The 26,365-nt window shown below is 42.8% G+C and carries 39 protein-coding genes; 38 read left to right on the top strand and 1 reads right to left on the bottom strand.

Annotation, left to right across the window (positions count from 1 at the left end):
- Positions 1 to 116 precede the first annotated feature (116 nt).
- From DW159_RS10835 to ybaK, 4 genes are all read left to right on the top strand, one after another.
- Positions 117 to 2,075, top strand: coding sequence for a BMP family ABC transporter substrate-binding protein (locus tag DW159_RS10835; RefSeq protein WP_117550713.1), 1,959 nt, complete (start codon positions 117 to 119; stop codon positions 2,073 to 2,075).
- A 49-nt stretch (positions 2,076 to 2,124) separates the two neighbouring features.
- On the top strand, positions 2,125 to 2,721 hold the full coding sequence (locus tag DW159_RS10830) for a metallophosphoesterase family protein (RefSeq protein WP_055223143.1): 597 nt from the start codon (positions 2,125 to 2,127) through the stop codon (positions 2,719 to 2,721).
- Between the two features lie 186 nt (positions 2,722 to 2,907).
- Complete coding sequence (locus DW159_RS10825; RefSeq protein WP_117550712.1) at positions 2,908 to 4,266, top strand: citrate/2-methylcitrate synthase; 1,359 nt, start codon at positions 2,908 to 2,910, stop codon at positions 4,264 to 4,266.
- Between the two features lie 123 nt (positions 4,267 to 4,389).
- Positions 4,390 to 4,887, top strand: a complete 498-nt coding sequence (gene ybaK / locus DW159_RS10820) for a Cys-tRNA(Pro) deacylase (protein ID WP_117550710.1) — start codon at positions 4,390 to 4,392, stop codon at positions 4,885 to 4,887.
- 149 nt (positions 4,888 to 5,036) lie between these two features.
- Here ybaK and DW159_RS10815 read toward each other — a convergent pair whose 3' ends face one another.
- A complete protein-coding gene (locus tag DW159_RS10815) occupies positions 5,037 to 5,900 on the bottom strand; it encodes a class I SAM-dependent methyltransferase (protein ID WP_117550708.1) in 864 nt (287 codons plus the stop codon).
- 151 nt (positions 5,901 to 6,051) lie between these two features.
- Here DW159_RS10815 and DW159_RS10810 point away from each other — a divergent pair, with 151 nt between their 5' ends.
- From DW159_RS10810 to DW159_RS10645, 34 genes are all read left to right on the top strand, one after another.
- Entirely contained in the window at positions 6,052 to 7,212 is a 1,161-nt protein-coding gene (locus DW159_RS10810) for a class I SAM-dependent methyltransferase (protein ID WP_117550706.1), read from the top strand.
- A gap of 63 nt (positions 7,213 to 7,275) precedes the next feature.
- Positions 7,276 to 8,175 carry an OST-HTH/LOTUS domain-containing protein gene (locus DW159_RS10805; RefSeq protein ID WP_117550704.1) on the top strand — a complete coding sequence of 300 codons (900 nt, stop codon included), beginning with the start codon at positions 7,276 to 7,278 and terminating at the stop codon, positions 8,173 to 8,175.
- Positions 8,176 to 8,508: 333 nt separating this feature from the next.
- The gene (gene rpsJ / locus DW159_RS10800; protein ID WP_004850108.1) at positions 8,509 to 8,820 is read left to right on the top strand and encodes a 30S ribosomal protein S10; all 312 of its coding nucleotides are present in this window, start codon (positions 8,509 to 8,511) and stop codon (positions 8,818 to 8,820) included.
- Positions 8,821 to 8,980: 160 nt separating this feature from the next.
- A complete protein-coding gene (gene rplC / locus DW159_RS10795; RefSeq protein WP_015533789.1) occupies positions 8,981 to 9,664 on the top strand; it encodes a 50S ribosomal protein L3 in 684 nt (227 codons plus the stop codon).
- 23 nt (positions 9,665 to 9,687) lie between these two features.
- Positions 9,688 to 10,308, top strand: coding sequence for a 50S ribosomal protein L4 (gene rplD / locus DW159_RS10790; protein ID WP_117550702.1), 621 nt, complete (start codon positions 9,688 to 9,690; stop codon positions 10,306 to 10,308).
- On the top strand, positions 10,308 to 10,607 hold the full coding sequence (gene rplW, locus DW159_RS10785) for a 50S ribosomal protein L23 (protein ID WP_004850114.1): 300 nt from the start codon (positions 10,308 to 10,310) through the stop codon (positions 10,605 to 10,607). Before rplD ends, rplW begins: the two co-directional genes overlap by 1 nt.
- 98 nt (positions 10,608 to 10,705) lie before the next feature.
- A complete protein-coding gene (gene rplB / locus DW159_RS10780; RefSeq protein WP_022216644.1) occupies positions 10,706 to 11,551 on the top strand; it encodes a 50S ribosomal protein L2 in 846 nt (281 codons plus the stop codon).
- A 16-nt stretch (positions 11,552 to 11,567) separates the two neighbouring features.
- Positions 11,568 to 11,846: a 30S ribosomal protein S19 gene (gene rpsS, locus DW159_RS10775; protein ID WP_022216645.1), complete on the top strand. Its 279-nt coding sequence runs from the start codon at positions 11,568 to 11,570 to the stop codon at positions 11,844 to 11,846.
- A 33-nt stretch (positions 11,847 to 11,879) separates the two neighbouring features.
- Positions 11,880 to 12,266, top strand: coding sequence for a 50S ribosomal protein L22 (rplV, locus tag DW159_RS10770; protein WP_004850120.1), 387 nt, complete (start codon positions 11,880 to 11,882; stop codon positions 12,264 to 12,266).
- 10 nt (positions 12,267 to 12,276) lie between these two features.
- A complete protein-coding gene (gene rpsC / locus DW159_RS10765) occupies positions 12,277 to 12,942 on the top strand; it encodes a 30S ribosomal protein S3 (protein WP_022216646.1) in 666 nt (221 codons plus the stop codon).
- Positions 12,942 to 13,379: a 50S ribosomal protein L16 gene (gene rplP, locus DW159_RS10760; RefSeq protein ID WP_022216647.1), complete on the top strand. Its 438-nt coding sequence runs from the start codon at positions 12,942 to 12,944 to the stop codon at positions 13,377 to 13,379. The genes rpsC and rplP overlap by 1 nt, the downstream gene beginning before the upstream one ends.
- Positions 13,369 to 13,572: a 50S ribosomal protein L29 gene (rpmC, locus tag DW159_RS10755; RefSeq protein WP_004850126.1), complete on the top strand. Its 204-nt coding sequence runs from the start codon at positions 13,369 to 13,371 to the stop codon at positions 13,570 to 13,572. Before rplP ends, rpmC begins: the two co-directional genes overlap by 11 nt.
- A 23-nt stretch (positions 13,573 to 13,595) precedes the next feature.
- Complete coding sequence (gene rpsQ / locus DW159_RS10750; RefSeq protein ID WP_022058713.1) at positions 13,596 to 13,850, top strand: 30S ribosomal protein S17; 255 nt, start codon at positions 13,596 to 13,598, stop codon at positions 13,848 to 13,850.
- A gap of 13 nt (positions 13,851 to 13,863) precedes the next feature.
- Positions 13,864 to 14,232 carry a 50S ribosomal protein L14 gene (gene rplN / locus DW159_RS10745; protein ID WP_022216648.1) on the top strand — a complete coding sequence of 123 codons (369 nt, stop codon included), beginning with the start codon at positions 13,864 to 13,866 and terminating at the stop codon, positions 14,230 to 14,232.
- 12 nt (positions 14,233 to 14,244) lie between these two features.
- Positions 14,245 to 14,562: a 50S ribosomal protein L24 gene (rplX, locus tag DW159_RS10740; RefSeq protein WP_004850132.1), complete on the top strand. Its 318-nt coding sequence runs from the start codon at positions 14,245 to 14,247 to the stop codon at positions 14,560 to 14,562.
- A 20-nt stretch (positions 14,563 to 14,582) separates the two neighbouring features.
- Positions 14,583 to 15,122, top strand: coding sequence for a 50S ribosomal protein L5 (gene rplE, locus DW159_RS10735; protein ID WP_004850134.1), 540 nt, complete (start codon positions 14,583 to 14,585; stop codon positions 15,120 to 15,122).
- A 20-nt stretch (positions 15,123 to 15,142) separates the two neighbouring features.
- Positions 15,143 to 15,328, top strand: a complete 186-nt coding sequence (locus DW159_RS10730) for a type Z 30S ribosomal protein S14 (protein ID WP_004850137.1) — start codon at positions 15,143 to 15,145, stop codon at positions 15,326 to 15,328.
- A 23-nt stretch (positions 15,329 to 15,351) separates the two neighbouring features.
- Complete coding sequence (rpsH, locus tag DW159_RS10725; protein ID WP_022216649.1) at positions 15,352 to 15,753, top strand: 30S ribosomal protein S8; 402 nt, start codon at positions 15,352 to 15,354, stop codon at positions 15,751 to 15,753.
- A gap of 15 nt (positions 15,754 to 15,768) precedes the next feature.
- Positions 15,769 to 16,308, top strand: coding sequence for a 50S ribosomal protein L6 (gene rplF / locus DW159_RS10720; RefSeq protein ID WP_022216650.1), 540 nt, complete (start codon positions 15,769 to 15,771; stop codon positions 16,306 to 16,308).
- A 17-nt stretch (positions 16,309 to 16,325) separates the two neighbouring features.
- The gene (rplR, locus tag DW159_RS10715; RefSeq protein ID WP_022216651.1) at positions 16,326 to 16,694 is read left to right on the top strand and encodes a 50S ribosomal protein L18; all 369 of its coding nucleotides are present in this window, start codon (positions 16,326 to 16,328) and stop codon (positions 16,692 to 16,694) included.
- Between the two features lie 19 nt (positions 16,695 to 16,713).
- Positions 16,714 to 17,223: a 30S ribosomal protein S5 gene (gene rpsE, locus DW159_RS10710; RefSeq protein WP_015533792.1), complete on the top strand. Its 510-nt coding sequence runs from the start codon at positions 16,714 to 16,716 to the stop codon at positions 17,221 to 17,223.
- A 14-nt stretch (positions 17,224 to 17,237) separates the two neighbouring features.
- Positions 17,238 to 17,420: a 50S ribosomal protein L30 gene (rpmD, locus tag DW159_RS10705; RefSeq protein ID WP_004850147.1), complete on the top strand. Its 183-nt coding sequence runs from the start codon at positions 17,238 to 17,240 to the stop codon at positions 17,418 to 17,420.
- Between the two features lie 21 nt (positions 17,421 to 17,441).
- Complete coding sequence (gene rplO, locus DW159_RS10700; protein WP_004850150.1) at positions 17,442 to 17,882, top strand: 50S ribosomal protein L15; 441 nt, start codon at positions 17,442 to 17,444, stop codon at positions 17,880 to 17,882.
- Between the two features lies 1 nt (position 17,883).
- Positions 17,884 to 19,197 (top strand): preprotein translocase subunit SecY, encoded by a 1,314-nt coding sequence (gene secY, locus DW159_RS10695; protein WP_022216652.1) that lies wholly within the window; start codon positions 17,884 to 17,886, stop codon positions 19,195 to 19,197.
- 123 nt (positions 19,198 to 19,320) lie between these two features.
- On the top strand, positions 19,321 to 19,965 hold the full coding sequence (locus DW159_RS10690) for an adenylate kinase (RefSeq protein WP_022216653.1): 645 nt from the start codon (positions 19,321 to 19,323) through the stop codon (positions 19,963 to 19,965).
- A 2-nt stretch (positions 19,966 to 19,967) separates the two neighbouring features.
- On the top strand, positions 19,968 to 20,738 hold the full coding sequence (gene map, locus DW159_RS10685; RefSeq protein WP_117550700.1) for a type I methionyl aminopeptidase: 771 nt from the start codon (positions 19,968 to 19,970) through the stop codon (positions 20,736 to 20,738).
- Positions 20,739 to 20,837: 99 nt separating this feature from the next.
- On the top strand, positions 20,838 to 21,056 hold the full coding sequence (gene infA, locus DW159_RS10680) for a translation initiation factor IF-1 (RefSeq protein WP_004850160.1): 219 nt from the start codon (positions 20,838 to 20,840) through the stop codon (positions 21,054 to 21,056).
- Between the two features lie 89 nt (positions 21,057 to 21,145).
- A complete protein-coding gene (rpmJ, locus tag DW159_RS10675) occupies positions 21,146 to 21,259 on the top strand; it encodes a 50S ribosomal protein L36 (protein ID WP_015533797.1) in 114 nt (37 codons plus the stop codon).
- 248 nt (positions 21,260 to 21,507) lie between these two features.
- Positions 21,508 to 21,876, top strand: a complete 369-nt coding sequence (gene rpsM, locus DW159_RS10670) for a 30S ribosomal protein S13 (RefSeq protein ID WP_015533798.1) — start codon at positions 21,508 to 21,510, stop codon at positions 21,874 to 21,876.
- A 45-nt stretch (positions 21,877 to 21,921) separates the two neighbouring features.
- The gene (gene rpsK, locus DW159_RS10665) at positions 21,922 to 22,317 is read left to right on the top strand and encodes a 30S ribosomal protein S11 (RefSeq protein WP_004850165.1); all 396 of its coding nucleotides are present in this window, start codon (positions 21,922 to 21,924) and stop codon (positions 22,315 to 22,317) included.
- A 20-nt stretch (positions 22,318 to 22,337) separates the two neighbouring features.
- Entirely contained in the window at positions 22,338 to 22,931 is a 594-nt protein-coding gene (rpsD, locus tag DW159_RS10660) for a 30S ribosomal protein S4 (RefSeq protein WP_015533799.1), read from the top strand.
- 71 nt (positions 22,932 to 23,002) lie between these two features.
- A complete protein-coding gene (locus DW159_RS10655; protein ID WP_015533800.1) occupies positions 23,003 to 23,959 on the top strand; it encodes a DNA-directed RNA polymerase subunit alpha in 957 nt (318 codons plus the stop codon).
- 80 nt (positions 23,960 to 24,039) lie between these two features.
- On the top strand, positions 24,040 to 24,576 hold the full coding sequence (locus DW159_RS10650) for a bL17 family ribosomal protein (RefSeq protein WP_015533801.1): 537 nt from the start codon (positions 24,040 to 24,042) through the stop codon (positions 24,574 to 24,576).
- Positions 24,577 to 24,720: 144 nt separating this feature from the next.
- Positions 24,721 to 26,355, top strand: coding sequence for an ABC transporter ATP-binding protein (locus tag DW159_RS10645; RefSeq protein ID WP_117550698.1), 1,635 nt, complete (start codon positions 24,721 to 24,723; stop codon positions 26,353 to 26,355).
- Positions 26,356 to 26,365 lie beyond the last annotated feature (10 nt).

Raw genomic sequence — 26,365 nt, 5'->3', positions numbered from 1 at the left:
ATTCACAAAACATGCAGTTGAAAGGCAGATAATTTTGGCGGATCGGAAGGAAACAAATTCTTGATTATTGAATTTTATAGTATTACTATATGGTCTTGAATAAGGAGAGTGATAGTATGTCAGCAAACGAATATTTAAGGGCTCAGAAGCTTGGTGAGAAGAGATATCAGGCAGCCGTAGCAAAAAATGAATATCCATATCTTCCGGTTTTGGATGAGATAATATCACCATCTGACACTGTAGGTGAAGTGAATCTTGGTCTCCAGACTATATCGCTTGACCGCGTGGTTGGAACTGCTACCGCTGCAAGGACGACGGCGTTTGCTAGTAATTTTATGCCTATATTGGATTATCATACTGAATTTGGAATGAAATGGGCCGCATTGTGTGAGTCCCACATAGAGGAAGGTATACATGACCCGATAAAGGTATATGAGTATATGAACAAATTCTATGTAGTAGAAGGAAATAAGAGAGTGAGTGTGCTCAAATACTTTGGTGCGGACTCAGTTCCTGCCATGGTTACAAGAAAGATACCTAGAAGGACAGACTCACTTGAGAATAAGATATATTTTGAATTTATAGATTTCCACAAGCAGACGGGGATCAACTATGTATATTTCTCACAGCTCGGTGGATATGATAAGCTCAGGGAGTTCATAGGGATCACTAAGGATGCGGTTTTCACAGAGGATGAGAGACTGGATTTCAACTCGGCACATCTCGCATTTGAGAAGGCTTATCTTGCTAAGAAGGGCAATGAGGAGCTCACTATAACAGTGGACGATGCCATGCTTGTATTCCTCAATGTGTATGGCTATGAAGCTCTTAAGAACATGACTACATCCCAGGTGAAGGACAGTGTTGACAAGGTATGGAATGAGATAGTCCTCACAAATGAGAAGAAGGATAAGACGGTTCTTCCAAAGCTCGATCCTGTGGAGCCTAAGAAGTCCATACTCGACAGGGTTATAAAGCCATCAGGCCCTTCGAACCTGAAGGTGGCATTTGTGTATGATAAGTCGCCAGCCAACTCGGTCTGGACATACAGCCATGAACTGGGTAGAATGGACATGGAGAATAAACTCGGAGATTCTATCGACAGCAGAACCTTCTGTAATGTGGATACACCTGCCAAGCTGACAGAGTGCCTTGGAAGACTTGTGGATGAGAAGTATGATGTGATATTTACGACAGGGCCTGAGATGCTTCCTGAGGCTCTTAAGACTGCAGTGCTCCACCCGGAGATAAAGATACTTAACTGTTCCCTCAGCCTTGCGAACAGCCATGTGCGTACCTATTATGCAAGAATGTACGAAGTGAAGTTCCTCACCGGTATGATAGCGGGAAGCCTGTGTGCTGACGGACAGATAGGATATGTAGCTGATTATCCGATATTCGGAACAACAGCGAACATCAATGCATTTGCCATCGGAGCAAGGATGGTCAACCCTAGGGCAAAGATATATCTGCAGTGGACGAAGGTTAAGAATGCTGATCCACAGAAGTTCTTCGAGAGAAATGGAATAACATATATATCCGATAGAGACATGATCATGCCGGATGATGCGTCACGAAACTTCGGACTTTATCACTATGATCAGAATGGAGAGGTCGTCAACCTTGCCATGCCTTTCTACAACTGGGGTGCATTCTATGAGAGGATCCTTAGATCCATACTGGAGGGCAACTGGAAGCAGGAGGAGAAGAACGAGACCAGCAATGCGATAAGCTACTGGTGGGGTATGTCAGCGGGAATAGTTGACGTCATATGCTCAAAGCACCTTCCGGCCGGAACACAGAAGCTCATATCGGTTATGACAAACCTCATAAGAGAGGGCGCTATCACACCGTTCAGCGGAAAGCTTACATCCCAGAACGGAATAGTGAGAAATGAAGATGACGGAGCGATGCTCCATGAAGATATACTCAAGATGGATTGGCTTGCTGAGAATGTAGTGGGCATGCTCCCTACAGAGGACGATCTTGTCGATGAGGCAAAGACGGTAGTTGCACTTCAGGGTATAGACACACCGGAGAGTCTGGAGCTCAAGTCGGTTCCGGAAGTGAAATAAGATAAATCTCCTACGGAGAAGGTATACTGTAGTACAGGGGAATAGATACGTGAAGATTTTGTTGTTGGCGGATGAAGAATCCAAGTATTTGTGGGATTATTTTGATAAGAGTAAGGTCGAGGGAATAGACCTGATAATATCCTGTGGCGATTTATCGCCACAGTATTTGTCGTTCCTTGCGACATTCAGTCATGCGCCCGTTCTCTATGTCCATGGCAATCACGACGTGTGCTACAAGGATACACCGCCGGGGGGCTGCGAGTGCATAGACGACAAGCTTTATGTGTATAAGGGTGTCAGAATTCTGGGACTTGGCGGTTCGATGGAATACAAGTTTGGTGGTGCGGATCATCAGTATTCCGAGCGTGCGATGGCCAGAAGAGTACGGAAACTCAGGTTTAAGATCATGAGGAACAAGGGCTTTGACATACTTGTTGCCCATTCGCCTGCATACAGGATAAATGATTCCGAGGATCTCCCACATACAGGTTTTAAGTGTTTCAGAACGCTTATGGAGGAGTACAGACCTAAGTATTTTGTCCATGGCCATGTGCATATAAATTATGGAAGAGATTTTGTCCGCGAATCAAAATACGAGGACACGACGATCATAAATGCCTATGAGAGATATATTATTGAAATTTAGACAGAAATATTTTGAAATTAAATAATTTCGGCGAAAAGACAGGAATAAATCAAATTTATTGCTGTCTTTCTTGCGAAAATGGAGTTTTTTTGATAAACTGTGGTGAGTTGATATAGTTTATTGATAAGATCCGGAGAAGCTCCGGGATGATGAACAGGGATTGGATAAAGGAAGGAGACATGAGGTTTGGAAAGAAACAGCGAGGAATATAACAGAATACTGGATGAGCTTACAGGTTATTGTACAGAATCTGGCAAGATAGACCAGAACCTCTATGTCAATTATGATGTCAAGAGAGGCCTCAGAGATTCCACAGGAAAAGGTGTACTCACGGGACTCACAGAGATATCTGATGTCATAGGATATGATGTAATAGATGGAGAGAGAGTGCCGACTGATGGTCGTCTGTATTATCAGGGGTACAATGTTGAGGATCTTGAGAGAGGTTTTCACGGAAGTAAATTCGGATTTGAGGAGACTATGTATCTTCTGTTGTTTGGAAAGCTTCCAAATGAGCAGCAGTTTAAGAGATTTGTTGAGATGATGGAGTGCTACAGGGAGCTTCCTAGAAAGTTTACAAGAGATGTTATCCTCAAAGCGCCAAGCAAGAATATGATGAACGTTCTGCAGAGATGTGTTCTCACACTCTATTCATATGATGATAATCCGGATGATATAAGCATAGAGAATGTTCTCAGACAGTGTATGGAATTGATAGCGCAGTTCCCTGTGATTGCCGCATATGGTTATCAGGGCTACAAGCACTATTTCCACGACATGAGTCTTGTAATACACAATCCGAAGCCGGGGCTTTCCACTGCGGAGAATTTCCTGAGGCTTATCAGATCAGATAAGAAATATACAGAGCTTGAGGCGCAGGTGCTTGACATATGTCTGGTTATACACGCTGAGCATGGTGGCGGTAATAACTCCACATTTACAACTCATGTAGTATCGTCGACAGGAACAGACACATATTCTGCAGTTGCAAGTTCACTTGGCTCGCTGAAGGGACCTAAGCATGGTGGTGCGAACCTCAAGGTTCAGCAGATGTTTGATGACCTCAAGAGCCATGTCAAGAACTGGGGTGATGAGGCTGCACTGGAGAAATATCTCACAGGACTTCTTGACAAGAAGGGCTTTGACCATTCAGGCCTTATATATGGAATGGGTCATGCGGTATACACCAACTCAGATCCTAGAGCTAGGATACTCAAGGGATATGCAGAGAGACTTGCCCAGGAGAAGGGCAGGACAAAGGAATTTGAGCTGTACAAGAAGGTTGAGGAGATATCAGGAAGACTGCTTGCGGCCAGAAGACGCAGCGGCAAGCCTATATCGGCAAATGTAGATTTCTACAGTGGATTTGTATATACGATGCTCGGTATCCCTATCGAGCTGTTTACTCCTATATTTGCCATCGCACGTATTGCGGGATGGTCAGCGCATAGAATAGAGGAGCTTGTCAATGCCGGCAAGATCATCAGACCTGCATACAAGTATGTGGGAACACACAGAGAGTATCTGCCGATGGAAGACAGATAAAGTTATGTACGGCAGATTAAGATAAAGCCGTAGAATACAATAGACATGCATACAGCGCTTCAATCTTCAATAGACAAGGTTGGGGCGCTTAGTGCATTTGATGACAAGGAGATGACCTGGAACATGAAAGATAAGAATAAGAACGCAAAGACTGAGGAAAAGACAAATGTCATGCGCATACTTGACAGCAAGAAGATAAAGTACAACCATTATTGTTATGTGGAGACGGGCGAGACAAATGGAGAGAAGGTTGCTGCTATACTTGGACAGGATCCTGCGTATGTGTATAAGACCCTGGTGACCGTTGCGAAGTCTGGCGCAAATTACGTGTTTGTAATTCCTGTCAAGGAGGAACTTGATCTCAAGAAAGCTGCGAAGGCTGTGGGAGAGAAGTCGATAGATATGCTCAAGGCAAAGGAACTCCTCCCTCTTACCGGATATATACATGGCGGCTGCTCACCTATCGGTATGAAGAAGTTTTTCGGGACCACGATAGATGCAAGTGCTGAAGATCTTGATAAGATGTATGTGAGTGCGGGTAAGGTTGGGTATCAGATAGAGATAGCCCCTGCGGATCTGGAGAAGGTCATACGTCTGGAGTATGTGGATGTGACGGTGTAAAGGACTAAATTACGTGACAAAAAAGCTGAAATTAAGAAGCTGAAAATTGAAAAAAGCAGGAATATGAGCCCCTATAACGAAGTTTGCTGGGTTTCATATTCCTGCTTTTAGTTTATCTGCAAAATGTATCTGCCTCGACCGATCCGTTGTTATCTCTGCCATCTTCCGGCGGCACCGCAAGGAAGAACAAGACCTGTCTCTGTGACAGGAAGTCCGATCTCATCTGCCACAACATGTCCGCCAAATCTGCTCTTTACCTCTGTGGATATCATATATGTGAGCACCGCAGGCGCGAGACCTGTTGTATATGAATTTACAAGGAAGAAAAGCGGCTTGTCACAGAGAAGCTGGCTGCAGAGCTTGATGAAAGGATGGATCTTCTCTTCGATCTTCCATATCTCACCCTTTGGTCCTCTGCCGTATGAAGGAGGATCCATGATGATCGCGTCATATTTGTTGCCTCGTCTGATCTCTCTTTCGACAAATTTCACACAGTCGTCAACTATCCATCTGATCGGTGCGTCGGCGAGCCCTGATGATGCTGCGTTTTCCTTTGCCCAGGTAACCATTCCCTTGGATGCATCAACATGGGTGACTGTAGCTCCGGCTTTGGCGGCTGCACATGTTGCGCCCCCTGTGTATGCGAACAGGTTCAACACCTTAATATCCTTTTTAGGTGAGTTCTTTATCAGTTCGCTGAACCAGTCCCAGTTGGCAGCCTGCTCAGGGAACAGACCAGTGTGCTTGAAGCTGAATGGCTTCAGATTGAAAGTCAGATCCCTGTAATTTATCGTCCACTGCTTAGGCAGGCTGAAAAACTCCCATTCTCCGCCGCCTTTGTTGCTTCTATGATAATGTCCGTTCAGTTTATTCCATGCAGGATTTTTCTTTGGAGTGCTCCATAGAACCTGGGGATCCGGTCTGAGCAGAGTGTATTTGCCCCAACGCTCAAGCTTTTCTCCGTCAGAGCAGTCAATAACTTCATAATCCTTCCATCCATCTGCTATCCACATATATGTAATCCTTCCTTATAAAAATAACTTCAAAAAATATATCCTATAGATTATACTTGTATCAAAGCACTGCGTCAAGGCTGCTGTGTGCATAGATTGATGACAGAGATTAATTACTATACAGATTGTTGGTAATGGAGAGGTTGGAATAATGGCAGATATAAGTATAAAGGATTTAATAGAAGAGATGGTACAGTGTGATCCCCACAAGATCATTCTCAGTGGCGGACGCGGTGAATACAGAAAAGTGGTATTTGAGAGAAAAATCATAGGCGGTAAAAGATGCTTTCAGATAGAAAGGTGCACGGAGAAGCAGGTGTTCCACCAGAATATAGATGAGGACGAGCTTGAAGAAGCACTGGCCGGAGATCTGCAGGATGGATTCAGACAGATAAACATGTTCTCGGCCCGGGAGGAGTGGGATGTGAAGATCTCAAAGAAGGGCAAAATAGCTGTGAATAAGAGGCACACGGAGAATAAACTCATAACTGTTCAGGGGAACAACCGAAGAAAGAAATACATACTTGAAGAGGGAATGGATATCCCTGTATTTACCCATCTGGGCATATTTACAAAGGATGGCAAGGTTGTGCACTCCATGTATGACAAGTTTAAGCAGATCAACAGATTTGCGGAGATCGTGGACAATGTCATGAAGAGCTACAACAAACCTTCTATTAATATAGTAGATTTTGGATGCGGCAAATCGTATCTGACATTTATAGTTTATTATTATCTGCATGAGGTTAAGGGGCTTGATGTCCATATAACCGGCCTGGATCTCAAGGAGCAGGTGATAAAAGACTGCAATGCGCTGGCGGAACAGTTTGGATATACCGGACTAAAATTCGAACTTGGGGATATAAATGGGTATAAGACGGATGTGGATGTGGATATGGTCATGACGCTGCATGCGTGTGATGTTGCCACGGACTATGCGCTGTACAATGCCATTTGCTGGAACGCACAGTATATATTGTCCGTGCCTTGCTGCCAGCATGAGCTGAATAAACAGATGCATTCTGATGAACTGGCTGCGCTGACAAGATACGGTATCATCAAGGAGAGGATAGCTGCGCTGGCAACAGATTCCATCCGCGGACATATGCTTGAGGCGTGTGGATATAAGACTGATATAATGGAATTTATAGACATTGCACATTCGCCTAAAAATCTGCTCATAAGAGCTGTGAAGAAAAATGTATCTCCGGACAGGAGAAAGAAGGCTCTTAAGGATGCGGAAGCACTTTGTGAGGAGTTTGGATTCAGACAGACTCTGATGGAGATGATTAAGGCGGATGGCAGGATATAATTGGATTAAACCTGTGGTTTGTTGTGTGTGTGATGGTTGTGGAATATTATTAAGGAGGATATCATGAGGGCTGCGCTGTATATAGATTGTGATAGCATAGAGGCAAAGGCTGTGCCTGTTATATATGAGGATATAATCAGAACGGACAAGCTTGTGATCTGCAAGATGTTTAATTCCGACAAAGACGATGACAGTTTTATGGAGAGTGCAGGGAGGTTCAGAATACAGGACTGCATGCACGGAGAGTATAAGGTGTCATCGGCGATGGTTGCGCTGGCCGTGGAGGTTATGGCGGATGCTGCGCTTTCAAAGCCAGAGCGCATATATATAGCAACGGGGGACAGTCTGACAGTACCGCTTCTCGACAAGCTGAGGCTCACGGATATAGAGGTTGTGGTTGCCGGTCCATGTGACGCAGACAAAATCCTTGTGAACAGCGCCCAGAGATATATGTATATAGATGTTCTTGCCGGAGGGAAATGCACTGCTGATATACCGGATATAGGTGATATAGCAAAGGAGATATATTCGGTTTCTTCCTATTATAAAGGACAGGGAAGAGATGCTGTCATGGAACAGGTGTATGAAGGCGTTGTGAGAAGATACCCGGATTTTGATGTCAGAAATTATGGCTATACTCATCTTGATACATTTGTGGAGAATAATGTGAGTGGAGTGAAGGTTTATACCGATGAGAATGGCGTGACAAAGCTGACGTTGGTCGATGACAGGGAGGAGATAGACACATTTGCATATGAGTATATGACGGGCAGGGGATATAAGATAGATGATATGGCAGAGCTGCTCGATGCGATTCGAAGCAGATTCCCTGGGTTTGCGATGGAGAATTATGGTTACCATACAGATTACGGGTTCATCTTAAGCTTTTCGAAGTTTGAGATATGGGAGAACAAGGGGATCAAAATGAAGAGAACATTCAAGCTGAGTGAATCTGGCGAGTGATACCCTGTAAATACCCGTTAAAAAATAATTCAAAAAAACATAAAAAAATTAAAAAAACCTCTTGATTTAAAGAAATCCCTAGTATATAATCAAACGTGCTGTGGCATGATAGCTGAGAAGCGGAGGTTGCTGCGTACATATATGACGCAGGTTTTTCGTGGAGCGAATGTCAATTTACAAAACTGGCGACAAGTCACTGTACAATATAACCGTCTGTCAAGAGGACAGAAACGACGTGATGGTTCTGGGTTTTAACTTAGGACACACACGGGAGAGTGTACAGTCACCGCTTGTTGTACTAAGATTAAGTGCGAAAAGGAGGCGGCTTTTTTTATGGCAAATCAGATTATGAGAATTACACTTAAGGCTTATGACCACAAACTTATCGACAAGGCAGCAGCACAGATTGTTGATACAGTTAAGAAGACTGGCGCAAAGGTAAGCGGACCAGTTCCAATGCCTACTAAGATTGAGAAGATCACAATCTTAAGAGCAGTTCATAAGTACAAGGACTCAAGAGAGCAGTTTGAGCAGAGAACTCATAAGAGACTTATCGATGTTGTAGCACCAACTCAGAAGACAATTGATGCATTACAGAAGATCGATCTGTCCGCTGGCGTGTTCATCGATGTTAAGATGAAATAATCAAAGTCAGACAGCAATTCAAAAGAAACCCAATTAGATGCGGACTAATTTAAAACAAACCGCAGAAACAATTAAATAACAGTACCTAATGCATTTTCGGATGTAATTTAGTATGATTGCAGATGCAATCCGCTGTGAATTAAATTAGGAGGAAACAGAAATGAAGAAGGCTATATTAGCTACAAAAGTCGGAATGACACAGATTTTCGACGAGAACGGTGTATTAACACCAGTTACAGTATTGCAGGCTGGTCCATGTGTTGTAACCCAGATCAAAACAGTTGAGAATGACGGTTACGATGCAATTCAGGTAGGATTCGGCGAGAAGAAGGAAAGAGTAACAACAAAGGACGTATCAGGAAAGAAAGTTATCAGAAATCCACATGGTGCTGGTAAGGCAGAGGTTGGTCATGCTAAGAAGGCAGGAACAACTCCAAAGGCTTTCTATAGAGAGTTCAGACTTGAGAACACTGCTGAGTACGAGCTTGGCGCAGAGATCAAGGCAGACGTATTTGCTGCTGGCGACAAGATTGATGTTACTGCTAAGTCAAAGGGTAAGGGATACGCAGGCGGTCTTAAGAGACACGGCCTTAAGTCAGGTCCTTCAGGACATGGTTCAAAGTATCACAGACATGCAGGTTCAAACGGTTCTGCAACTACTCCAGGTAGAGTATTCAAGGGCAAGAAGATGCCTGGACATATGGGTAGCGTAAGAGTTACAATCCAGAACCTTGAGGTAGTTAAAATAGATGTTGAGAACAATGTAATCTTGGTTAAGGGCGCTGTTCCAGGACCAAAGAAGTCATTGGTTATGATTAAAGATACAGTAAAGTCTGGTAAGTAGGGCTTTGGAAAGGAGAGACAACAATGGCATCAGTTAAGGTTTATGACATTGAAGGCAAAGAAATTGAGACATTAGAGCTCAATGATGCAGTTTTCGGTGTAGAAATAAATGAGCATATAATGCATAAGGCTGTAGTTGGTCAGTTAGCCAACAACCGTCAGGGAACACAGAGCGCTAAGACACGTTCAGAAGTTTCTGGTGGTGGAAGAAAGCCTTGGAGACAGAAGGGAACTGGTCATGCTAGACAGGGTTCAACAAGATCTCCACAGTGGACAGGCGGCGGAGTTGTATTCGCACCAAAGCCAAGAGATTATTCAGTTAAGATGAATAAGAAAGAGAAGCAGCTTGCTATGAAGTCAGCACTTTCATCAAAGGTTGCTGAGAACAAGCTGGTAGTAGTTGACAAGCTTGATCTTCAGGAGGCTAAGACAAGCGTATTTGCAAAGATCCTTGCAAAGCTTTCAGCTCCTAAGGCTCTTGTAGTAACAAAGGATAAGAACAATAACGTTGTTCTTTCAGCAAACAACATTCCAACAGTTAAGACAACAGTAGCTAATTCACTTAGCGTATACGATATTCTCAAGTATGAGAAGCTTGTTCTTACTAAGGAAGCAGTTGCAGCAATTGAGGAGGTGTACGCATAATGGCAGATATCAAATATTATGACGTTATACTTAAGCCAGTGATCACAGAGAAGAGCATGAACGCTATGGCTGAGAAGAAATATACATTCCTTGTTCATCCAGAAGCAAACAAGTCACAGGTTAAGGAAGCTGTAGAGAAGATGTTCGAGGGAACAAAGGTTGCAAAGGTCAACACAATGAACAATGACGGTAAGGTCAAGAGACGTGGTATGACACTTGGTAACACAGCAAAGTACAAGAAGGCTATCGTTCAGCTTACAGCTGACAGCAAGGACATCGAGATATTCGAGGGACTTTAAGATATAGCCGTGGGTGGCTGCACAGTATAGCCGCTCATCACATTAGTTGTATACGCAATCAAAGCGTGAGAATAAATTGAACCGAAAGGAGAACAACAATGGGAATTAAGACATATAACCCATATACACCTTCCAGAAGAAATATGACTGGCCTTGATTTCTCAGAGATCACAAAGACAACTCCAGAGAAGTCACTCGTTGTTTCAACAAGCAAGACAGCCGGTCGTAACAATCAGGGTAAGATAACAGTAAGACATCACGGTGGTGGTGCTAAGAGAAAGTATAGAATAATAGATTTCAAGAGAAATGACAAAGATGGTATTCCAGCAACAGTAGCTGCAATCGAGTATGATCCAAACAGATCAGCAAATATTGCACTTCTGTTCTATGCAGATGGAGAGAAGAGATACATCCTTGCTCCTTTCAAGCTTGCAGTTGGCGATGTGCTGATGAATGGCGCAGAGGCAGAGATCAAGGTTGGTAACTGTCTTCCACTTCAGAATATTCCAGTTGGTACTCAGGTACACAACATCGAGCTTTATCCAGGTAAGGGCGGACAGTTAGTTCGTTCAGCAGGAAACGCTGCACAGCTCATGGCTAAGGAAGGAAAGTATGCAACACTTAGACTTCCATCAGGCGAGATGAGAATGGTTCCGATTATCTGTAGAGCAACAGTTGGACAGGTAGGAAACATCGAGCATGGCCTTGTTAACATTGGTAAAGCCGGTCGTAAGCGTCATATGGGCGTTAGACCAACAGTTCGTGGTTCTGTCATGAACCCTAATGACCATCCACATGGTGGTGGAGAAGGTAGAGCACCTATCGGTCGTCCAGGTCCTTCTACTCCATGGGGCAAGCCAGCAATGGGTCTCAAGACAAGAAAGAAGAACAAGCAGTCTAATAAGTTGATCGTAAGACGTAGAGACGGTAAGAATGTTAAATAGTTAAGGAGGAAGAAATATGGCTCGTTCATTAAAAAAAGGACCATTCGCAGATGCACATCTGCTTAAGAAGGTAGATGCTTTAAACGCTGCTAATAAGACAGAAGTTATAAAAACCTGGTCAAGACGTTCAACAATCTTCCCATCATTCGTTGGCCACACATTTGCCGTTCATGATGGAAGAAAGCACGTACCAGTATATGTAACAGAAGATATGGTAGGACATAAGCTCGGTGAGTTCGTAGTTACCAGAACATACAGAGGTCATGGTAAGGACGAAAAGAAGGGTAGAAGATAATATTAGGAATATTTGAAAGGAGGACTTTTCAAAATGGCTAAAGGACATAGATCCCATGACAAGAGACTCAGAAATGAGAACAAAGATACAAGACCATCAGCTAAGGTTTCATACGCAAGAGTATCAGTAACCAAGGCATGTTTTGTGCTTGATGCTATCAGAGGTAAGGATGTTCAGACAGCACTTGCTATCGTAGAATACAACCCAAGATATGGCTCAAGCGTTATAGAGAAGCTTTTGAAGTCTGCTATTGCTAACGCTGAGAACAACAATGGCATGAAGAAGGAGGACCTTTACGTAGCAGAGTGTTACGCTAACAAGGGACCTACAATGAAGAGAGTTCATCCAAGAGCACAGGGTAGAGCATATAGAATCGAGAAGAGAACAAGCCACATCACAATCGTGCTTGACGAGAAATAGGAGGTAAAATATGGGACAGAAAGTTAATCCTCATGGTTTAAGAGTCGGCATTATCAAAGATTGGGATTCAAACTGGTATGCTGACAAGAGAAATGACGAGTTTGCTAAGAACTTAGCAGAAGATCAGATCCTTAGAAAATACTTAAAGACAACTCTTTACAAGTCAAACATCTCAAAGATCGAGATCGAGAGATCAGCAAAGAATGTAAAGATCGTATTATACACAGCTAAGCCTGGAGTAGTAATCGGAAAGGGTGGAGCCGGAATCGAGAAGATCAAGGCTGACGCTCAGAAGTTAACAGATAAGAAGCTCTTTATCGACGTTAAGGAGATCAAGAAGCCGGATGCTGACGCTCAGCTCGTTGCAGAGAACATCGCAGCACAGCTTGAGAATCGTATCGCATTCAGAAAGGCTATGAAGTCTTGCATGGGTAGAACAATGAAGTCAGGCGCACAGGGTATCAAGTGTGCATGTTCAGGTCGTCTTGGCGGTGCTGATATGGCTAGAACAGAGTTCTACAGCGAGGGAACAATTCCTCTTCAGACACTCCGTGCTGATATCGATTACGGATTTGCTGAAGCAGATACAACATATGGTAAGGTTGGCGTAAAGACATGGATCTACCATGGTGAAGTACTTCCAACAAAGACAGTAAAGGAAGGGGGAAATAAATAATGTTAATGCCAAAGAGAGTAAAGCGTCGTAAGCAGTTCAGAGGAACAATGGCTGGTAAGGCACTTAGAGGCAATAAGATTACAAACGGTGAGTATGGTCTCGTAGCATTAGAGCCAGCTTGGATCAAGTCAAACCAGATCGAGGCAGCCAGAATTGCAATGACAAGATATATGAAGCGTAGTGGTAAGGTATTTATCAAGATTTTCCCTGACAAGCCAGTTACAGCAAAGCCGGCTGAGACTCGAATGGGTTCAGGAAAGGGAGCACTTGAGTACTGGGTAGCAGTAGTTAAGCCAGGCAGAGTTATGTTTGAGGTTCAGGGCGTACCTGAGGAGGTAGCTAAAGAGGCTCTCAGACTCGCTATGCACAAGCTTCCACTTAAGTGTAAGATCGCATCAAAGGAAGAGTTAGAGGAGGTAGCAGGCAGTGAAAACTAAGGATTTTATGAACGAATTAAATAGCAAGTCCGTTGACGATCTCCAGAAGGATTTAGTAGCTGCAAAGAAGGAATTATTCAACCTGAGATTCCAGAATGCTACAAATCAGCTTGACAACACAAGCAGAATCAAGGACGTTAGAAAGAATATAGCAAGAATACAGACAGTTATAGCCCAGAAGGCTAATGCTTAATTATCTTGGAAGGAGGAATTATTGTGGAAAGAAATCTGAGAAAAACACGTGTTGGTATAGTTACAAGTGACAAGATGGATAAGACAATCGTTGTTTCTATCGTAGATAATGTTAAGCATCCTCTTTATGGTAAGATTGTAAAGAGAACAGTAAAGCTGAAGGCTCATGACGAGAATAACGAGTGCAAGATTGGCGATAGAGTAAAGGTTATGGAGACAAGACCATTATCAAAGGATAAGAGATGGAGACTTGTTGAGATCATCGAGAAGGCAAAGTAAGGAGGCAAATTAAATGGTTCAGCAGGAAACAAGACTTAAAGTTGCTGATAACACAGGTGCAAAAGAGTTACTTTGTATCAGAGTGTTAGGCGGATCAGTTAGAAGATATGCGAATATCGGCGATATCATCGTTGCCTCTGTTAAGGATGCAACACCAGGCGGAGTTGTAAAGAAGGGCGATGTAGTTAAGGCCGTTGTAGTTAGAACAAAGCATGGCGCTCGTCGTAAGGATGGTTCATACATCAAGTTTGACGAGAACGCTGCTGTAATTATAAAAGACGATATGAATCCAAGAGGTACACGTATCTTTGGACCAGTTGCAAGAGAGCTCCGTGATAAGAAATTCATGAAGATCGTATCACTTGCACCTGAAGTATTATAAGGAGGTGTGACTATGGCAACAATGAAGATTAAGAAAGATGATATGGTACAGGTTATCGCTGGTAAGGACAAGGGCAAGAGCGGAAAGGTCGTTTCAGTAGATAAGAAGAATGGTACCGTAGTAGTTGAAGGAATCAACAAAGTATTTAAGCATAGCAAGCCAAGCATGGCTAACCAGCAGGGCGGAATCATCGAGATGGAAGCCCCACTTGACATCTCTAATGTAATGTATCTTTACAAGGGCAAGCCAGTTAGAGTTGGTTTTGAAGGAACTGGTAAGGATAAGGTTCGTGTAGCCAAAGTTGATGGCAAGACAGAGAAGATAGATTAATTGGAAGGAGGTCGTCTTAGGTGAGTAGACTTAAAGAAAAGTATGACGCTGAAATTAAGAGCGCCATGGTTGAGAAATTTGGATATAAGAATGTAATGCAGATACCAAAGCTCGATAAGATCGTTATCAATATGGGCGTTGGTGAAGCTAGAGAGAACGCTAAGGTTCTCGACGCTGCTATCAAGGATCTTGAGACAATCACAGGTCAGAAGGCAGTTGTAACAAGAGCAAAGAAGTCAGTAGCTAACTTCAAGTTGAGAGAGGGAATGCCTATCGGATGTAAGGTAACTCTTCGTGGCGAGAAGATGTATGAGTTCCTTGATCGTCTTGTAAATCTTGCACTCCCACGTGTACGTGACTTCAGAGGTATCAATCCAAACGGATTTGATGGAAGAGGTAACTACGCATTCGGTATTAAGGAGCAGCTTATCTTCCCTGAGATCGAGTACGATAAGGTAGATAAGGTTAGAGGTATGGATATAATTTGCGTAACAACAGCACAGACTGACGAGGAAGCTCGTGAGTTACTTACACTGTTCGGCATGCCTTATAGCAAATAATAAAGGAGGAGATTCGAGAAATGGCTAAGACATCAATGAAAGTTAAGCAGCAGCGCAAGCAGAAGTTCTCAACAAGAGAGTACACACGTTGCAGCATTTGTGGACGTCCACACTCAGTTTTAAAGAAGTACGGAATTTGTAGAATCTGCTTCCGTGAGTTAGCATATAAGGGACAGATTCCTGGCGTTAAGAAATCAAGCTGGTAAGAGTAAGAAGGAGGAAATTTATTATGTCAATGAGCGATCCAATTGCAGATATGCTTACAAGAATTCGTAATGCTAATACAGCAAAGCATGATACAGTAGAAATCCCTGCTTCAAAGATGAAGAAAGCTATTGCCGACATACTTTTATCAGAAGGATATGTTAAGGCTGTAGATATCGTTGAGGACGGTAAGTTCGAGACAATCAAGATCACATTGAAGTATGGTGCAGATAAGAACGAGAAGATCATCACAGGTCTTAAGAGAATTTCAAAGCCTGGTCTTCGAGTATACGCAAGCAAGGATGAGCTTCCAAGAGTACTTGGTGGACTTGGAACTGCTATTATCTCCACAAACAAGGGTGTATTAACAGATAAGGAAGCTAGAAAACAGAACGTAGGTGGAGAAGTACTTGCGTTTATTTGGTAAAAGGAGGACGGCAAAATGTCACGTATCGGAAGAATGCCTATCGCTGTACCTGCAGGCGTAACTGTAGATATAGCAGAAAATAATAAAGTGACTGTTAAAGGACCAAAGGGAACTCTTGAGAGAGTTCTCCCTGCGGAAATGGATATAAAGTTAGACGGCGATACAATCACAGTATCAAGACCTAACGACTTAAAGAAGATGAAATCACTTCACGGACTCACAAGAACACTTATCCACAACATGGTAGTAGGTGTTACAGAGGGTTACAAGAAGGAGCTTGAGGTTAACGGTGTAGGTTACAGAGCTCAGAAGCAGGGTAATAAGCTTGTTCTTGCTCTTGGTTATTCACACCCAGTTGAGATGGTTGATCCAGATGGTATCGAAACATCAGTTGATGGAAACAAGATCATAGTAAGCGGAATCAGCAAGGAAAAGGTTGGTCAGTACGCTGCTGAGATTAGAGAGAAGAGAGCACCAGAGCCATACAAGGGCAAGGGTATCAAGTATGTGGATGAGACTATCAGACGTAAAGTTGGTAAGACTGGTAAGAAATAATAAAGGAGTGAGATAAGATGATTAATAAAGAATCAAGAAGCGCAATTCGTGTAAAGAAGCATATGCGTGTTCGTAATCGTTTAGCTGGAACAACAGAGAGACCACGTTTAGCTGTATTCAGAAGTAATAATCATATGTACGCTCAGATTATTGATGATTCAGTTGGTAAGACATTAGTAGCAGCATCTACAACAGAGAAGGCTATTAAGGATGAGCTTGAGAAGACAAATGATGTTGATGCAGCAGCTTACGTTGGTAAGGTTATTGCTGAGAGAGCACTTGAGAAGGGTATCAAGACTGTTATCTATGATAGAGGCGGTTTCGTATACCACGGTAAGGTTCAGGCATTAGCAGATGCAGCGAGAGAAGCTGGTCTGGAATTCTAGTAAGGAGGAAGAACAACGTATGAAGCGTGAAATAATTGATGCAAGTAAGTTAGAGTTAGAAGATAAAGTTGTTGCCATCAAGCGTGTAACAAAGGTTGTTAAGGGTGGACGTAATTCTAGAGTTGCAGCTCTCGTAGTTGTTGGTGATAGAAATGGCCACGTTGGCGTTGGTGTTGGCAAGGCAGTTGAGACTCCAGAAGCTATCCGTAAGGGTAAGGAGGATGCTGCAAAGCATTTAGTTACAGTTCCTGTAAATGAAGTTGGTAGTATCCCTTACGACTGGAATGGACAGTTCGGCAGTGCTTCAGTTCTTCTGAAGACAGCTCCAGAAGGTACTGGTATCATCGCTGGTGGTCCTGCTCGTAGCGTACTTGAGCTTGCAGGATATAAGAACATCCGTACAAAGTCCTTAGGATCAAACAACAAGCAGAACGTAGTTCTTGCAACAATCAAGGGCCTTACAGAGATCAAGAACCCAGAGGATATCGCAAGACTTCGTGGAAAATCTGTTGATGAGATACTTAACTAAGGAGGTATTAGAAGATGGCAGATAAGTTAAAGGTAACTTTGGTAAAGTCCCCTATCGGTGCTGTACCAAAGCATAGAAAGACAGTAGAGGCTCTTGGACTTAAGAAGGTTAATAAGTCAGTAGAGCTCCCAAATAACGCTGCAACACTTGGAATGGTTAAGCAGGTAAGTTATATGGTAAAGGTTGAGGAAGTATAAGAGAAGGAGGATACGCAGATCATGGATTTATCTACATTAAAGCCGGCTGAAGGCTCAAAGCACAGTGCTAATTTCCGTGTAGGCCGTGGACATGGTTCAGGAAATGGCAAGACTGCAGGTAAGGGACATAAGGGTCAGAAGGCACGTTCTGGATCACCTAGACCAGGTTTCGAAGGTGGACAGATGCCATTATATAGACGTCTTCCTAAGAGAGGCTTTAATTGCATCAATCACAAAGAGATCGTTGCAATCAATGTATCAGCTCTTGAGAGATTCGAGGATGGCTCAGACGTAACTGTTGAGACATTAGTAGAGGCAGGTATCATTAAGAATCCTCGTGATGGAGTTAAGATTCTTGGAAATGGAGAGTTAACTAAAAAGCTCAATGTTAAGGCTAATGCTTTTTCAAAGTCAGCAGCTGAGAAAATTGAAGCTCTTGGCGGAAAAGCAGAGGTGATGTAATATGTTCAAAACCTTAATCAATGCATTTAAGGTACAGGATATACGAAGAAGACTTTTATATACGTTCTTCATTCTCGTGGTAGTCAGACTTGGTAGTCTGATTACCGTTCCGGGAATAAGTGCGGATGCAATAAGAGAGTACATGCAGAATGCACTCGGTGATTCACTGAACATCTTCAGTTCATTCACCGGAGGATCGTTCGAGCAGATGTCGATTTTTGCATTGTCGGTAACACCTTACATTACAGCTTCCATCATCATACAGCTTCTCACCATTGCTATACCGGCTTTGGAAGAACTGCAGAAAGACGGAGAAGATGGTAGAAAGAAGATCACCGCTATCACAAGATATATGACAGTAGGTCTTGCTATTCTTGAGAGTGCTGGTCTTGTAGTAGGATTTGGAAACAAGGGAGTCATTGAGAATTATAACTTCTGGACAGTTCTTTGCATCGTAGTCATTCTTACGGCAGGAAGTGCTATAGTAATGTGGCTTGGCGAGAGAGCAACAGAGAAGGGTGTTGGCAATGGTATATCAGTAATCCTTTTGATCAACATTGTTTCAACAATGCCAAATGACTTCAAGAATTTATACACACAGTTCATGAAGGGTAGAGACTTTGTAAGATTTACACTTGTAGGACTCATTATCCTTGCAGTTGTAGTTATTACAGTAGTATTTGTATGTGCACTTCAGGGCGCAGAGAGAAGAATTCCTGTACAGTATGCCAAGACAGTAAGAGGAAGAAAGACGATGGGCGGACAGTCCTCTCATATTCCACTTAAGGTCAATACTGCAGGTGTTATTCCGGTCATCTTTGCATCATCCATACTGTCTGTTCCACAGATCGTAGTGAATCTGTTCAACATCAAGACATCTGGTGTAGGAGCAAAGATAATCCAGGGTATGAGTCAGGGCTACTGGTTTAACAGATCTTATCCTTGGGCATCGATCGGTTTGATCGTATATATTTTACTTGTGTTCTTCTTCGCATATTTCTACACAGCGATCACATTCAATCCAATGGAGATTGCCAACAATATGAAGAAGAGTGGCGGTTTTGTCCCTGGTATAAGACCTGGACAGTCAACACAGGATTACCTTAATAAGATTTTAAACTACATCATATTTATAGGTGCTGTAGGACTTATCATAGTAGCATGTATACCAATGTTCTTCAGTGGTTTCTTTGGAGCAAATGTTTCATTTGGAGGAACATCACTTATCATCGTTGTAGGTGTTGTTATAGAGACAATTAAGAATATTGAGTCACGTATGCTGGTAAGGAACTATCAGGGATTCCTTTTAGACTAAAATATGACGTGGCAATAAACACGAATGGGAGTGTGCCGTATAGTACACTTCCTATTCGTGTATTATAGAGAGAATAGTATTTGATAAGAATGGGAAACGTTCAAAAAAATGGAGGTTGAATATATGAAGATAATCATGTTAGGCGCACCGGGCGCAGGCAAGGGAACACAGGCAAAGATGATCGCTGCAAAGTACGGCGTACCACATATCTCAACAGGAGATATATTCAGAGCGAACATAAAGAACGGCACAGAGCTTGGTGCAAAGGCAAAGGAGTACATGGATAAGGGACTTCTTGTACCAGATGAGCTCGTTGTCGACTTGGTAATAGATAGATTCAAGGCTGATGACTGTGCAAAGGGATATATCCTTGACGGATTCCCAAGAACTATCCCACAGGCAGAGGCACTTGACAAGGCACTCTCAGCAATCGGCGATTCAGTTGATTACGCTATCAATGTTGAGGTACCTGATGAGAATATCATCGAGAGAATGTCAGGCAGACGTGCATGTGTAGGTTGTGGAGCAACATACCATATCGTATACAACCCAACAAAAGTTGAGGGCAAGTGTGATGCATGTGGAGCTGATCTCATCCTTAGAGACGATGATAAGCCAGAGACAGTAGAGAAGAGACTTAATGTATATCATGAGCAGACACAGCCTCTCATCGATTACTACAAGGCAAAGGGCATCCTGAAAGAGGTTGACGGAACTGTTGATATGAAGGATGTATTCGCTGCTATCACTGATATATTAGGTGAGTAAATATGAAGGGTATTTCCATAAAATCCCAGGAAGAGATTGAGCTTATGAGAGAGGCTGGAAGAATTCTGGCGATAACTCATGAGGAGATGAGAAAAGCATTGAAGCCGGGAATGACCACATATGATATAGATAAGCTCGGTGAAGAGGTTATCAGAAGTTATCACTGTGAACCATCATTTCTGAACTATCAGGGATATCCGGCGTCGGTGTGTGTATCTGTAAATGATGAGGTGGTACACGGAATCCCATCAAAGAACAGAGTGCTTCAGGATGGAGATATAGTAAGTCTTGATGCCGGTGTTATCTATAAGGGTTACCATTCAGACTCGGCCAGAACATATGGAGTTGGCGAGATATCTGATATGGCAAAGTATCTCATAGAGGCAACGAAGCAAAGCTTCTTTGAAGGACTGTCAGCGGCCCGTGCGGGAAATCATGTGCGGGATATAGGAATAGCGGTCGAGTCCTATGCCGATGAGTGTGGACTTGGAGTTGTTGTCGATCTGGTGGGACATGGAGTTGGAAAAAATCTTCATGAAGAGCCGGAGATCCCAAACTTCGCAACAAGAAGAAGAGGACCGAAGCTGAAAGCAGGAATGACGATAGCGATAGAACCGATGATCACACTTGGCGATTACGAAGTGAAGTGGATGCCGGATGGATGGACGGTCGTCACCGCAGACAAATCACTGGCGGCACATTATGAGAATACAATACTTATAACAGATGGAGAGCCTGAGATACTTTCAAGGGCCGATGGAATTGAGCTGTAGATGTGATATCATATGTCGTCGTTCGTAAGCACGATGACATATTCATTATATCATGGAGAACTCATAAGTTGATTTATATATATAGGAGGATTTTTGAAAATGTCAAAAGCAGATGTAATTGAAGTAGAAGGAACAGTAGTTGAGAAACTTCCAAATGCCATGTTTCAGGTAGAACTTGAGAATGGACACAAGGTTCTTGCTCATATAAGTGGAAAGCTGAGAATGAATTATATAAAGATTCTTCCTGGCGACAAAGTTACAATAGAGTTATCACCATACGATCTTACCAAGGGAAGAATCGTTTGGAGAGATAAATAATAAAAAAATGAATTTCCCTATTGCATTTTATCAATGAAAATGATAGAATGCTAATTCGTAGCGGACTTTTTTTGAAAGGAGAGTTTCTAATGAAGGTTAGAGCATCAGTAAAACCTATCTGCGATAAGTGCAAAGTTATCAAGAGAAAGGGAATCGTTAGAGTTATCTGCGAGAATCCAAAGCACAAGCAGCGTCAGGGTTAATCAAAAAAGGAAAAGAAGTATATGGATGATAGCCCATCCGGAAGTATACTTATTTTCGTGCGTCAGTACATATATCTAATGTACTGTATTATTTAAAAGCGGCTGTGGCATACGTAGATATGCCAATACAATTATAGAAATATACAACTTAGTTGAAGTTTGCGGTGTATGCATTTCACCCTATAGCGTGTGCTATGGGATACATTTGTGGATTCAGCTTAAAAGAAGATTTTACGGAGGTTATTATAATGGCTCGTATTTCAGGTGTTGATTTACCAAGAGAGAAACGTGTTGAAATTGGTCTTACTTATATCTATGGTATCGGACTTCCTTCATCACAGCGTATTCTTAAGGAAGCAAACGTTAATCCTGATACACGTTGCGCAGATCTGACTGACGATGAGGTTAGAAGACTCAGCGAGGTTATCAAGGCAACTCAGGTAGTAGAGGGAGATTTACGTAGAGAGATAGGCTTCAATATTAAGCGTTTACAGGAGATTGCTTGCTATCGTGGTAAGCGTCATAGACAGGGACTTCCTGTTCGTGGACAGAAGACTAAGACTAACGCTAGAACTCGTAAGGGTCCTAAGAAGACTGTTGCTAATAAGAAGAAGTAATATTTATAGAATATATTTGTAAAAAACCATAGGAGGTTTAGGCTAATGGCTAAGCAGGCAACTAAAAAAGTGGCTAAGAAGCGTGTCAGAAAGAGCGTACAGCACGGACAGGCTCATATTCAGTCATCTTTCAATAATACAATTGTTACATTAACAGACGCTGAAGGCAATGCGCTTTCATGGGCAAGCGCTGGTGGATTAGGATTTAAGGGTTCTAAGAAGTCAACTCCATATGCTGCTCAGATGGCTGCAGAGACAGCCGCAAAGGCTGCTGCACCTTACGGACTCAAGACAATCGACGTATTTGTCAAGGGACCAGGTTCAGGAAGAGAGGCTGCAATTCGTGCACTCTCAGCATGTGGTATAGATGTAGTTAGTATCAAGGATGTTACTCCGGTTCCACATAACGGATGTCGTCCACCAAAGAGAAGAAGAGTTTAATTAGAGGAGGTACAAACAAGATGGCAGTAGATAGAACCCCAGTTCTTAAGAGATGCAGATCTTTAGGCATGGAGCCAATGTATCTCGGAATAGACAAGAAGTCAAACAGAAGACCAAACAGATCAAATAGAAAGCAGAGCGAGTATGGACTTCAGCTCCGCGAGAAGCAGAAGGCTAAGTTCATTTATGGTGTACTTGAGAAGCCTTTCCGTAACCTTTATGCAAAGGCTGAGCAGCAGAAGGGATTAACAGGTCCTAACCTCATGACATTACTTGAGCTTAGACTTGACAACATCATCTTCAGATTAGGCTTTGCAAGAACAAGAAGAGAGGCTAGACAGATCGTAGATCACAAGCACGTACTTGTAAATGGCAAGTGTGTAAACATCCCTTCATACTCAGTTAAGCCAGGCGATAAGATCGAGATCAGAGAGAAGAGCAAGTCTCTTCAGAGATACAAGGATATCATGGCTGCAACAGAGGGTGTTCTCGTACCAGGTTGGTTAACAGCAGACAGAGATAACCTCGCAGGTGAAGTTGTAGAGAAGCCAAGCAGAGAGCAGATCGATGTTCCTGTAAATGAGACTCTCATCGTCGAGTTATATTCTAAGTAAGATTTGTTCTTTATTTATACATTTTGTAACTTGGAGTGTAGCATTTTAAAACCCGTAAAGGAGGGGCTTAGATGTTTGAGTTTGAAAAACCAAAAATCGAGATCGTTGAGACTTCAGATGACAACAAATATGGCAAGTTTGTAATCGAGCCTTTAGAGAGAGGTTACGGTATAACACTTGGTAACTCACTTAGAAGAATAATGCTTTCTTCATTACCAGGTACCGCTGTAAGCCACGTTAAGATAAAGGGTGTTTTACACGAGTTCAGCTCAATACCAGGTGTAAAAGAGGATGTTACTGAGATAATAATGAACATCAAGAATGTCGTTATCAAGAATAACTCAGATACATTTGAGCCAAAGCAGGCATACATCGATGTTGTTGGTGAGCGCGTTGTTAAGGCAGGAGATATCAAGGTTGACGGAGATATAGAGATCGTAAATCCTGATCTTGTAATCGCAAACCTTAGCGGTCCGGACGCAAAGCTTGAGATGGAGCTTACAATTGTCAACGGACGTGGATATGTAAGCCTTGACAAGAACAAGGAAGCAGATGCACCAATTGATGTCATTGCTATTGACTCAATCTTCACCCCTGTTGAAAGAGTAAACCTTACAGTTCAGAATACACGTGTTGGTCAGGTTACTGACTATGATAAGTTAACTCTTGATGTATATACAAACGGAGCTCTTGCTCCAGATGAGGCAGTAAGTCTTGCTGCAAATCTTCTGGTAGAGCACTTGAAGCTGTTCGTAGATTTATCAGAGAACGCACGTCTTGTAGATGTTATGGTTGAGAGCACAACAGACGAGAAGGAAAAGGTTCTTGAGATGAATATCGATGAGCTCGAGTTATCAGTTCGTTCATACAACTGTTTGAAGAGAGCTGGCATCAACACAGTTCAGGAACTTATAAACAAGACACCAGAGGATATGATGAAGGTTCGTAACCTTGGTCGTAAGTCACTGGATGAAGTATTAGCTAAGCTTAAGGAGTTAGGCTTATCACTTAATCAGAACGAGGACTAATAGCAGTTCCCGTATACCACTCAAGCTGAATAATAGTAAGCACAGTGAAGACCCGCAAAGGGTATAGGAGGATAATTAAAATGGCAAAGTATAGAAAGCTTGGAAAAGCAAGCGCACAGAGAAACGCATTACTTCGTAACCAGGTAACTCAGTTACTGTATCATGGAAAGATCAAGACAACAGAGGCAAGAGCTAAGGAAGTTGTTAAGATCGCAGAGAAGCTCATCACTTTAGCAGTTGCTGAGAAGGACAACTACGATGAGGTTACAGTTCAGGCTAAGGTTGCTAAGAAGGATAAAGATGGCAAGAGAATCAAGGAAGTTGTAGACGGTAAGAAGGTTACAGTATACGACACAGTTGAGAAGACAGTTAAGAAGGATCAGCCTTCAAGACTTCATGCCAGAAGAGAGATGCTCAAGGTTTTATATCCAGTTGTTGAAGTTCCTACAGATGCTGCTGGTAAGAAGGCCGGTACTAAGAAGATCGACTTAACACAGAAGTTATTCGATGAGTATGGTACAAAGTACGCAGGACGTAAGGGTGGTTACACAAGAATCATCAAGATCGGTCAGCGTAAGGGCGATCAGGCTCTTGAGGTTATTCTCGAGTTAGTATAATCGATTGATAGATTGATATTATACAGATAAATAAACAGGGCTGCAGTACATAGACGTATTAGTTTACGTTCGTGTACGGCGGCCCTGTTTTTTAATAAAATTTAGTGAAATATAGAGATTTCATTGATATAGATTGGAAAGATTATGAGCTTCATAAATGTAAAAGGACTATCTCATAAATTTAATATAAAGGATAAAGACGGCAATAAGATAGGGGAGAACTGGGCAATAAAGGATGTAGATTTTCTTGCCGACAAGGGGGAGATAGTCGCGATCCTTGGCAGAAACGGTTCAGGGAAGTCTACGTTTGCAAGACATTTGAATGGACTGCTTGCACCGCATGAGGGTTCGATAGTCATAGGTGGAAAAGACATGGCGGAGATGGGAGAGCTTACATCCGTCAGACGACAGGTAGGAATGGTGTTTCAAAATCCCGATAACCAGATAGTCGGCAACACCCTCGCTGAGGATATAGGATTTGGGTTGGAGAATCTTGGCGTCTCCAGCGAAGATATATGGAAGAAGATAGATGAGATGCTGGGGCTCACAGGGCTCACAGCCTATAAGTATGCCAATACGTCAAGAATAAGCGGTGGACAGAAACAGCGGCTTGCAATCGCATCGTCCATGGCGATGACTCCGGATTGTATAGTGCTAGACGAGGCGACATCCATGCTTGACCCGCAGGGAGCAAAGGATATGCTGGAGCTTGTGCAGAGATTGAACAAAGAAAAGAAAATAACCGTAATAATGGTGACTCACAGGATAGCTGAGGCACTTATGGCGGATAAAGTATACATATTGGATAATAGCAGGATCGTGGCAGAGGGTATACCTGGAGATGTATTCACAGATGTTGACCGGCTTAAGAGCTATGGACTGGAGATACCGGTTGATATGAAGCGTAGGGCCGGAATACCGATCGATATCTGCTATAAATATAAGAACAGGCATATGGATATAAGAAGCGATATGAACAATGCGCAGAGTAATCATGCTGAGGATGAGAAGACTGCAGATAATTCAGAAAAATGTATAGTTGAGCTTCAGAATGTATCATATTCGTATGTGAATGGAAATGAGTCATTTCAGGCGCTTTCTGATATAAACATCAAAATATATGAAGGACAGGTTGTCGCTGTAATAGGGCAGACCGGCTCGGGAAAGAGTACACTGCTTCAAATGATAAATAAGCTGATAGTTCCACAGAGTGGCAAGGTATATCTGTATGATACGGATGTGCAGAGTGTAAGAAATATCAAGGATATCCGCAGGAGAATAGGGTATGTATTTCAGTTCCCTGAGTCCCAGTTGTTTGAGAATACGGTGCTCAAGGATGTAATGTATGGCCCGATAAACTTTGGAATGTCAAAGAGAGAGGCTGAGGATGCTGCCAGAAAGGCGCTTGAGTTGGTGGGAGTACCGGAGAAATATGCGGAGTATTCTCCATTCGAATTGTCCGGTGGTTTGAAAAAGAGGGTGGCAATAGCGGGAATACTGGCATATGAGCCAGACGTATTGATCCTTGATGAGCCTGCATGTGGGCTTGACGGAGAGAGCCGGGAGCAGTTATGGAATCTCGTCAGAAAGCTCAACAGAGAGAAAAATGTGACGATCATACTGGTATCCCACGACATGGAGGATGTGTATGAGATGTCAGAGAGGATTCTTCTTATGGAGCATGGAAGGATAGTGTATGATGGAGGGACAGGTGAGTTTTTTGAGGACAGGAGCTTACTTGAGCAGTACGGTATAGATGTTCCCAGGTGCCCGGAATAGGAGATTTACT

This window comes from Coprococcus sp. AM14-16 (assembly GCF_003434675.1).
Lineage (GTDB): Bacteria > Bacillota > Clostridia > Lachnospirales > Lachnospiraceae > Coprococcus > Coprococcus aceti.
The sequence above is the reverse complement of the archived record's forward strand: the minus strand, read 5'-3'. Positions and strand labels throughout refer to the sequence as shown.

Excerpts from the sequence above, each read along its gene's own strand:
- rpsE (WP_015533792.1), top strand. The coding sequence starts at position 16,714 with ATGAAGCGTGAAATAATTGATGCAAGTAAGTTAGAGTTAGAAGATAAA.
- rplO (WP_004850150.1), top strand. The coding sequence starts at position 17,442 with ATGGATTTATCTACATTAAAGCCGGCTGAAGGCTCAAAGCACAGTGCT.
- rpsS (WP_022216645.1), top strand. The coding sequence starts at position 11,568 with ATGGCTCGTTCATTAAAAAAAGGACCATTCGCAGATGCACATCTGCTT.
- rpsH (WP_022216649.1), top strand. The coding sequence starts at position 15,352 with ATGTCAATGAGCGATCCAATTGCAGATATGCTTACAAGAATTCGTAAT.
- rplN (WP_022216648.1), top strand. The coding sequence starts at position 13,864 with ATGGTTCAGCAGGAAACAAGACTTAAAGTTGCTGATAACACAGGTGCA.
- DW159_RS10645 (WP_117550698.1), top strand. The coding sequence starts at position 24,721 with ATGAGCTTCATAAATGTAAAAGGACTATCTCATAAATTTAATATAAAG.
- DW159_RS10690 (WP_022216653.1), top strand. The coding sequence starts at position 19,321 with ATGAAGATAATCATGTTAGGCGCACCGGGCGCAGGCAAGGGAACACAG.
- rpsC (WP_022216646.1), top strand. The coding sequence starts at position 12,277 with ATGGGACAGAAAGTTAATCCTCATGGTTTAAGAGTCGGCATTATCAAA.
- DW159_RS10730 (WP_004850137.1), top strand. The coding sequence starts at position 15,143 with ATGGCTAAGACATCAATGAAAGTTAAGCAGCAGCGCAAGCAGAAGTTC.
- rplW (WP_004850114.1), top strand. The coding sequence starts at position 10,308 with ATGGCAGATATCAAATATTATGACGTTATACTTAAGCCAGTGATCACA.
- rplC (WP_015533789.1), top strand. The coding sequence starts at position 8,981 with ATGAAGAAGGCTATATTAGCTACAAAAGTCGGAATGACACAGATTTTC.
- rpsD (WP_015533799.1), top strand. The coding sequence starts at position 22,338 with ATGGCAGTAGATAGAACCCCAGTTCTTAAGAGATGCAGATCTTTAGGC.
- rpmJ (WP_015533797.1), top strand. The coding sequence starts at position 21,146 with ATGAAGGTTAGAGCATCAGTAAAACCTATCTGCGATAAGTGCAAAGTT.
- rplX (WP_004850132.1), top strand. The coding sequence starts at position 14,245 with ATGGCAACAATGAAGATTAAGAAAGATGATATGGTACAGGTTATCGCT.
- ybaK (WP_117550710.1), top strand. The coding sequence starts at position 4,390 with ATGAAAGATAAGAATAAGAACGCAAAGACTGAGGAAAAGACAAATGTC.
- DW159_RS10835 (WP_117550713.1), top strand. The coding sequence starts at position 117 with ATGTCAGCAAACGAATATTTAAGGGCTCAGAAGCTTGGTGAGAAGAGA.
- DW159_RS10655 (WP_015533800.1), top strand. The coding sequence starts at position 23,003 with ATGTTTGAGTTTGAAAAACCAAAAATCGAGATCGTTGAGACTTCAGAT.
- map (WP_117550700.1), top strand. The coding sequence starts at position 19,968 with ATGAAGGGTATTTCCATAAAATCCCAGGAAGAGATTGAGCTTATGAGA.
- rplF (WP_022216650.1), top strand. The coding sequence starts at position 15,769 with ATGTCACGTATCGGAAGAATGCCTATCGCTGTACCTGCAGGCGTAACT.
- rplD (WP_117550702.1), top strand. The coding sequence starts at position 9,688 with ATGGCATCAGTTAAGGTTTATGACATTGAAGGCAAAGAAATTGAGACA.
- rplR (WP_022216651.1), top strand. The coding sequence starts at position 16,326 with ATGATTAATAAAGAATCAAGAAGCGCAATTCGTGTAAAGAAGCATATG.
- rpmD (WP_004850147.1), top strand. The coding sequence starts at position 17,238 with ATGGCAGATAAGTTAAAGGTAACTTTGGTAAAGTCCCCTATCGGTGCT.
- rplP (WP_022216647.1), top strand. The coding sequence starts at position 12,942 with ATGTTAATGCCAAAGAGAGTAAAGCGTCGTAAGCAGTTCAGAGGAACA.
- rplB (WP_022216644.1), top strand. The coding sequence starts at position 10,706 with ATGGGAATTAAGACATATAACCCATATACACCTTCCAGAAGAAATATG.
- DW159_RS10650 (WP_015533801.1), top strand. The coding sequence starts at position 24,040 with ATGGCAAAGTATAGAAAGCTTGGAAAAGCAAGCGCACAGAGAAACGCA.
- DW159_RS10815 (WP_117550708.1), bottom strand. The coding sequence starts at position 5,900 with ATGTGGATAGCAGATGGATGGAAGGATTATGAAGTTATTGACTGCTCT.
- rpsK (WP_004850165.1), top strand. The coding sequence starts at position 21,922 with ATGGCTAAGCAGGCAACTAAAAAAGTGGCTAAGAAGCGTGTCAGAAAG.
- rpsJ (WP_004850108.1), top strand. The coding sequence starts at position 8,509 with ATGGCAAATCAGATTATGAGAATTACACTTAAGGCTTATGACCACAAA.
- infA (WP_004850160.1), top strand. The coding sequence starts at position 20,838 with ATGTCAAAAGCAGATGTAATTGAAGTAGAAGGAACAGTAGTTGAGAAA.
- DW159_RS10805 (WP_117550704.1), top strand. The coding sequence starts at position 7,276 with ATGAGGGCTGCGCTGTATATAGATTGTGATAGCATAGAGGCAAAGGCT.
- rpsM (WP_015533798.1), top strand. The coding sequence starts at position 21,508 with ATGGCTCGTATTTCAGGTGTTGATTTACCAAGAGAGAAACGTGTTGAA.
- rplV (WP_004850120.1), top strand. The coding sequence starts at position 11,880 with ATGGCTAAAGGACATAGATCCCATGACAAGAGACTCAGAAATGAGAAC.
- DW159_RS10810 (WP_117550706.1), top strand. The coding sequence starts at position 6,052 with ATGGCAGATATAAGTATAAAGGATTTAATAGAAGAGATGGTACAGTGT.
- secY (WP_022216652.1), top strand. The coding sequence starts at position 17,884 with ATGTTCAAAACCTTAATCAATGCATTTAAGGTACAGGATATACGAAGA.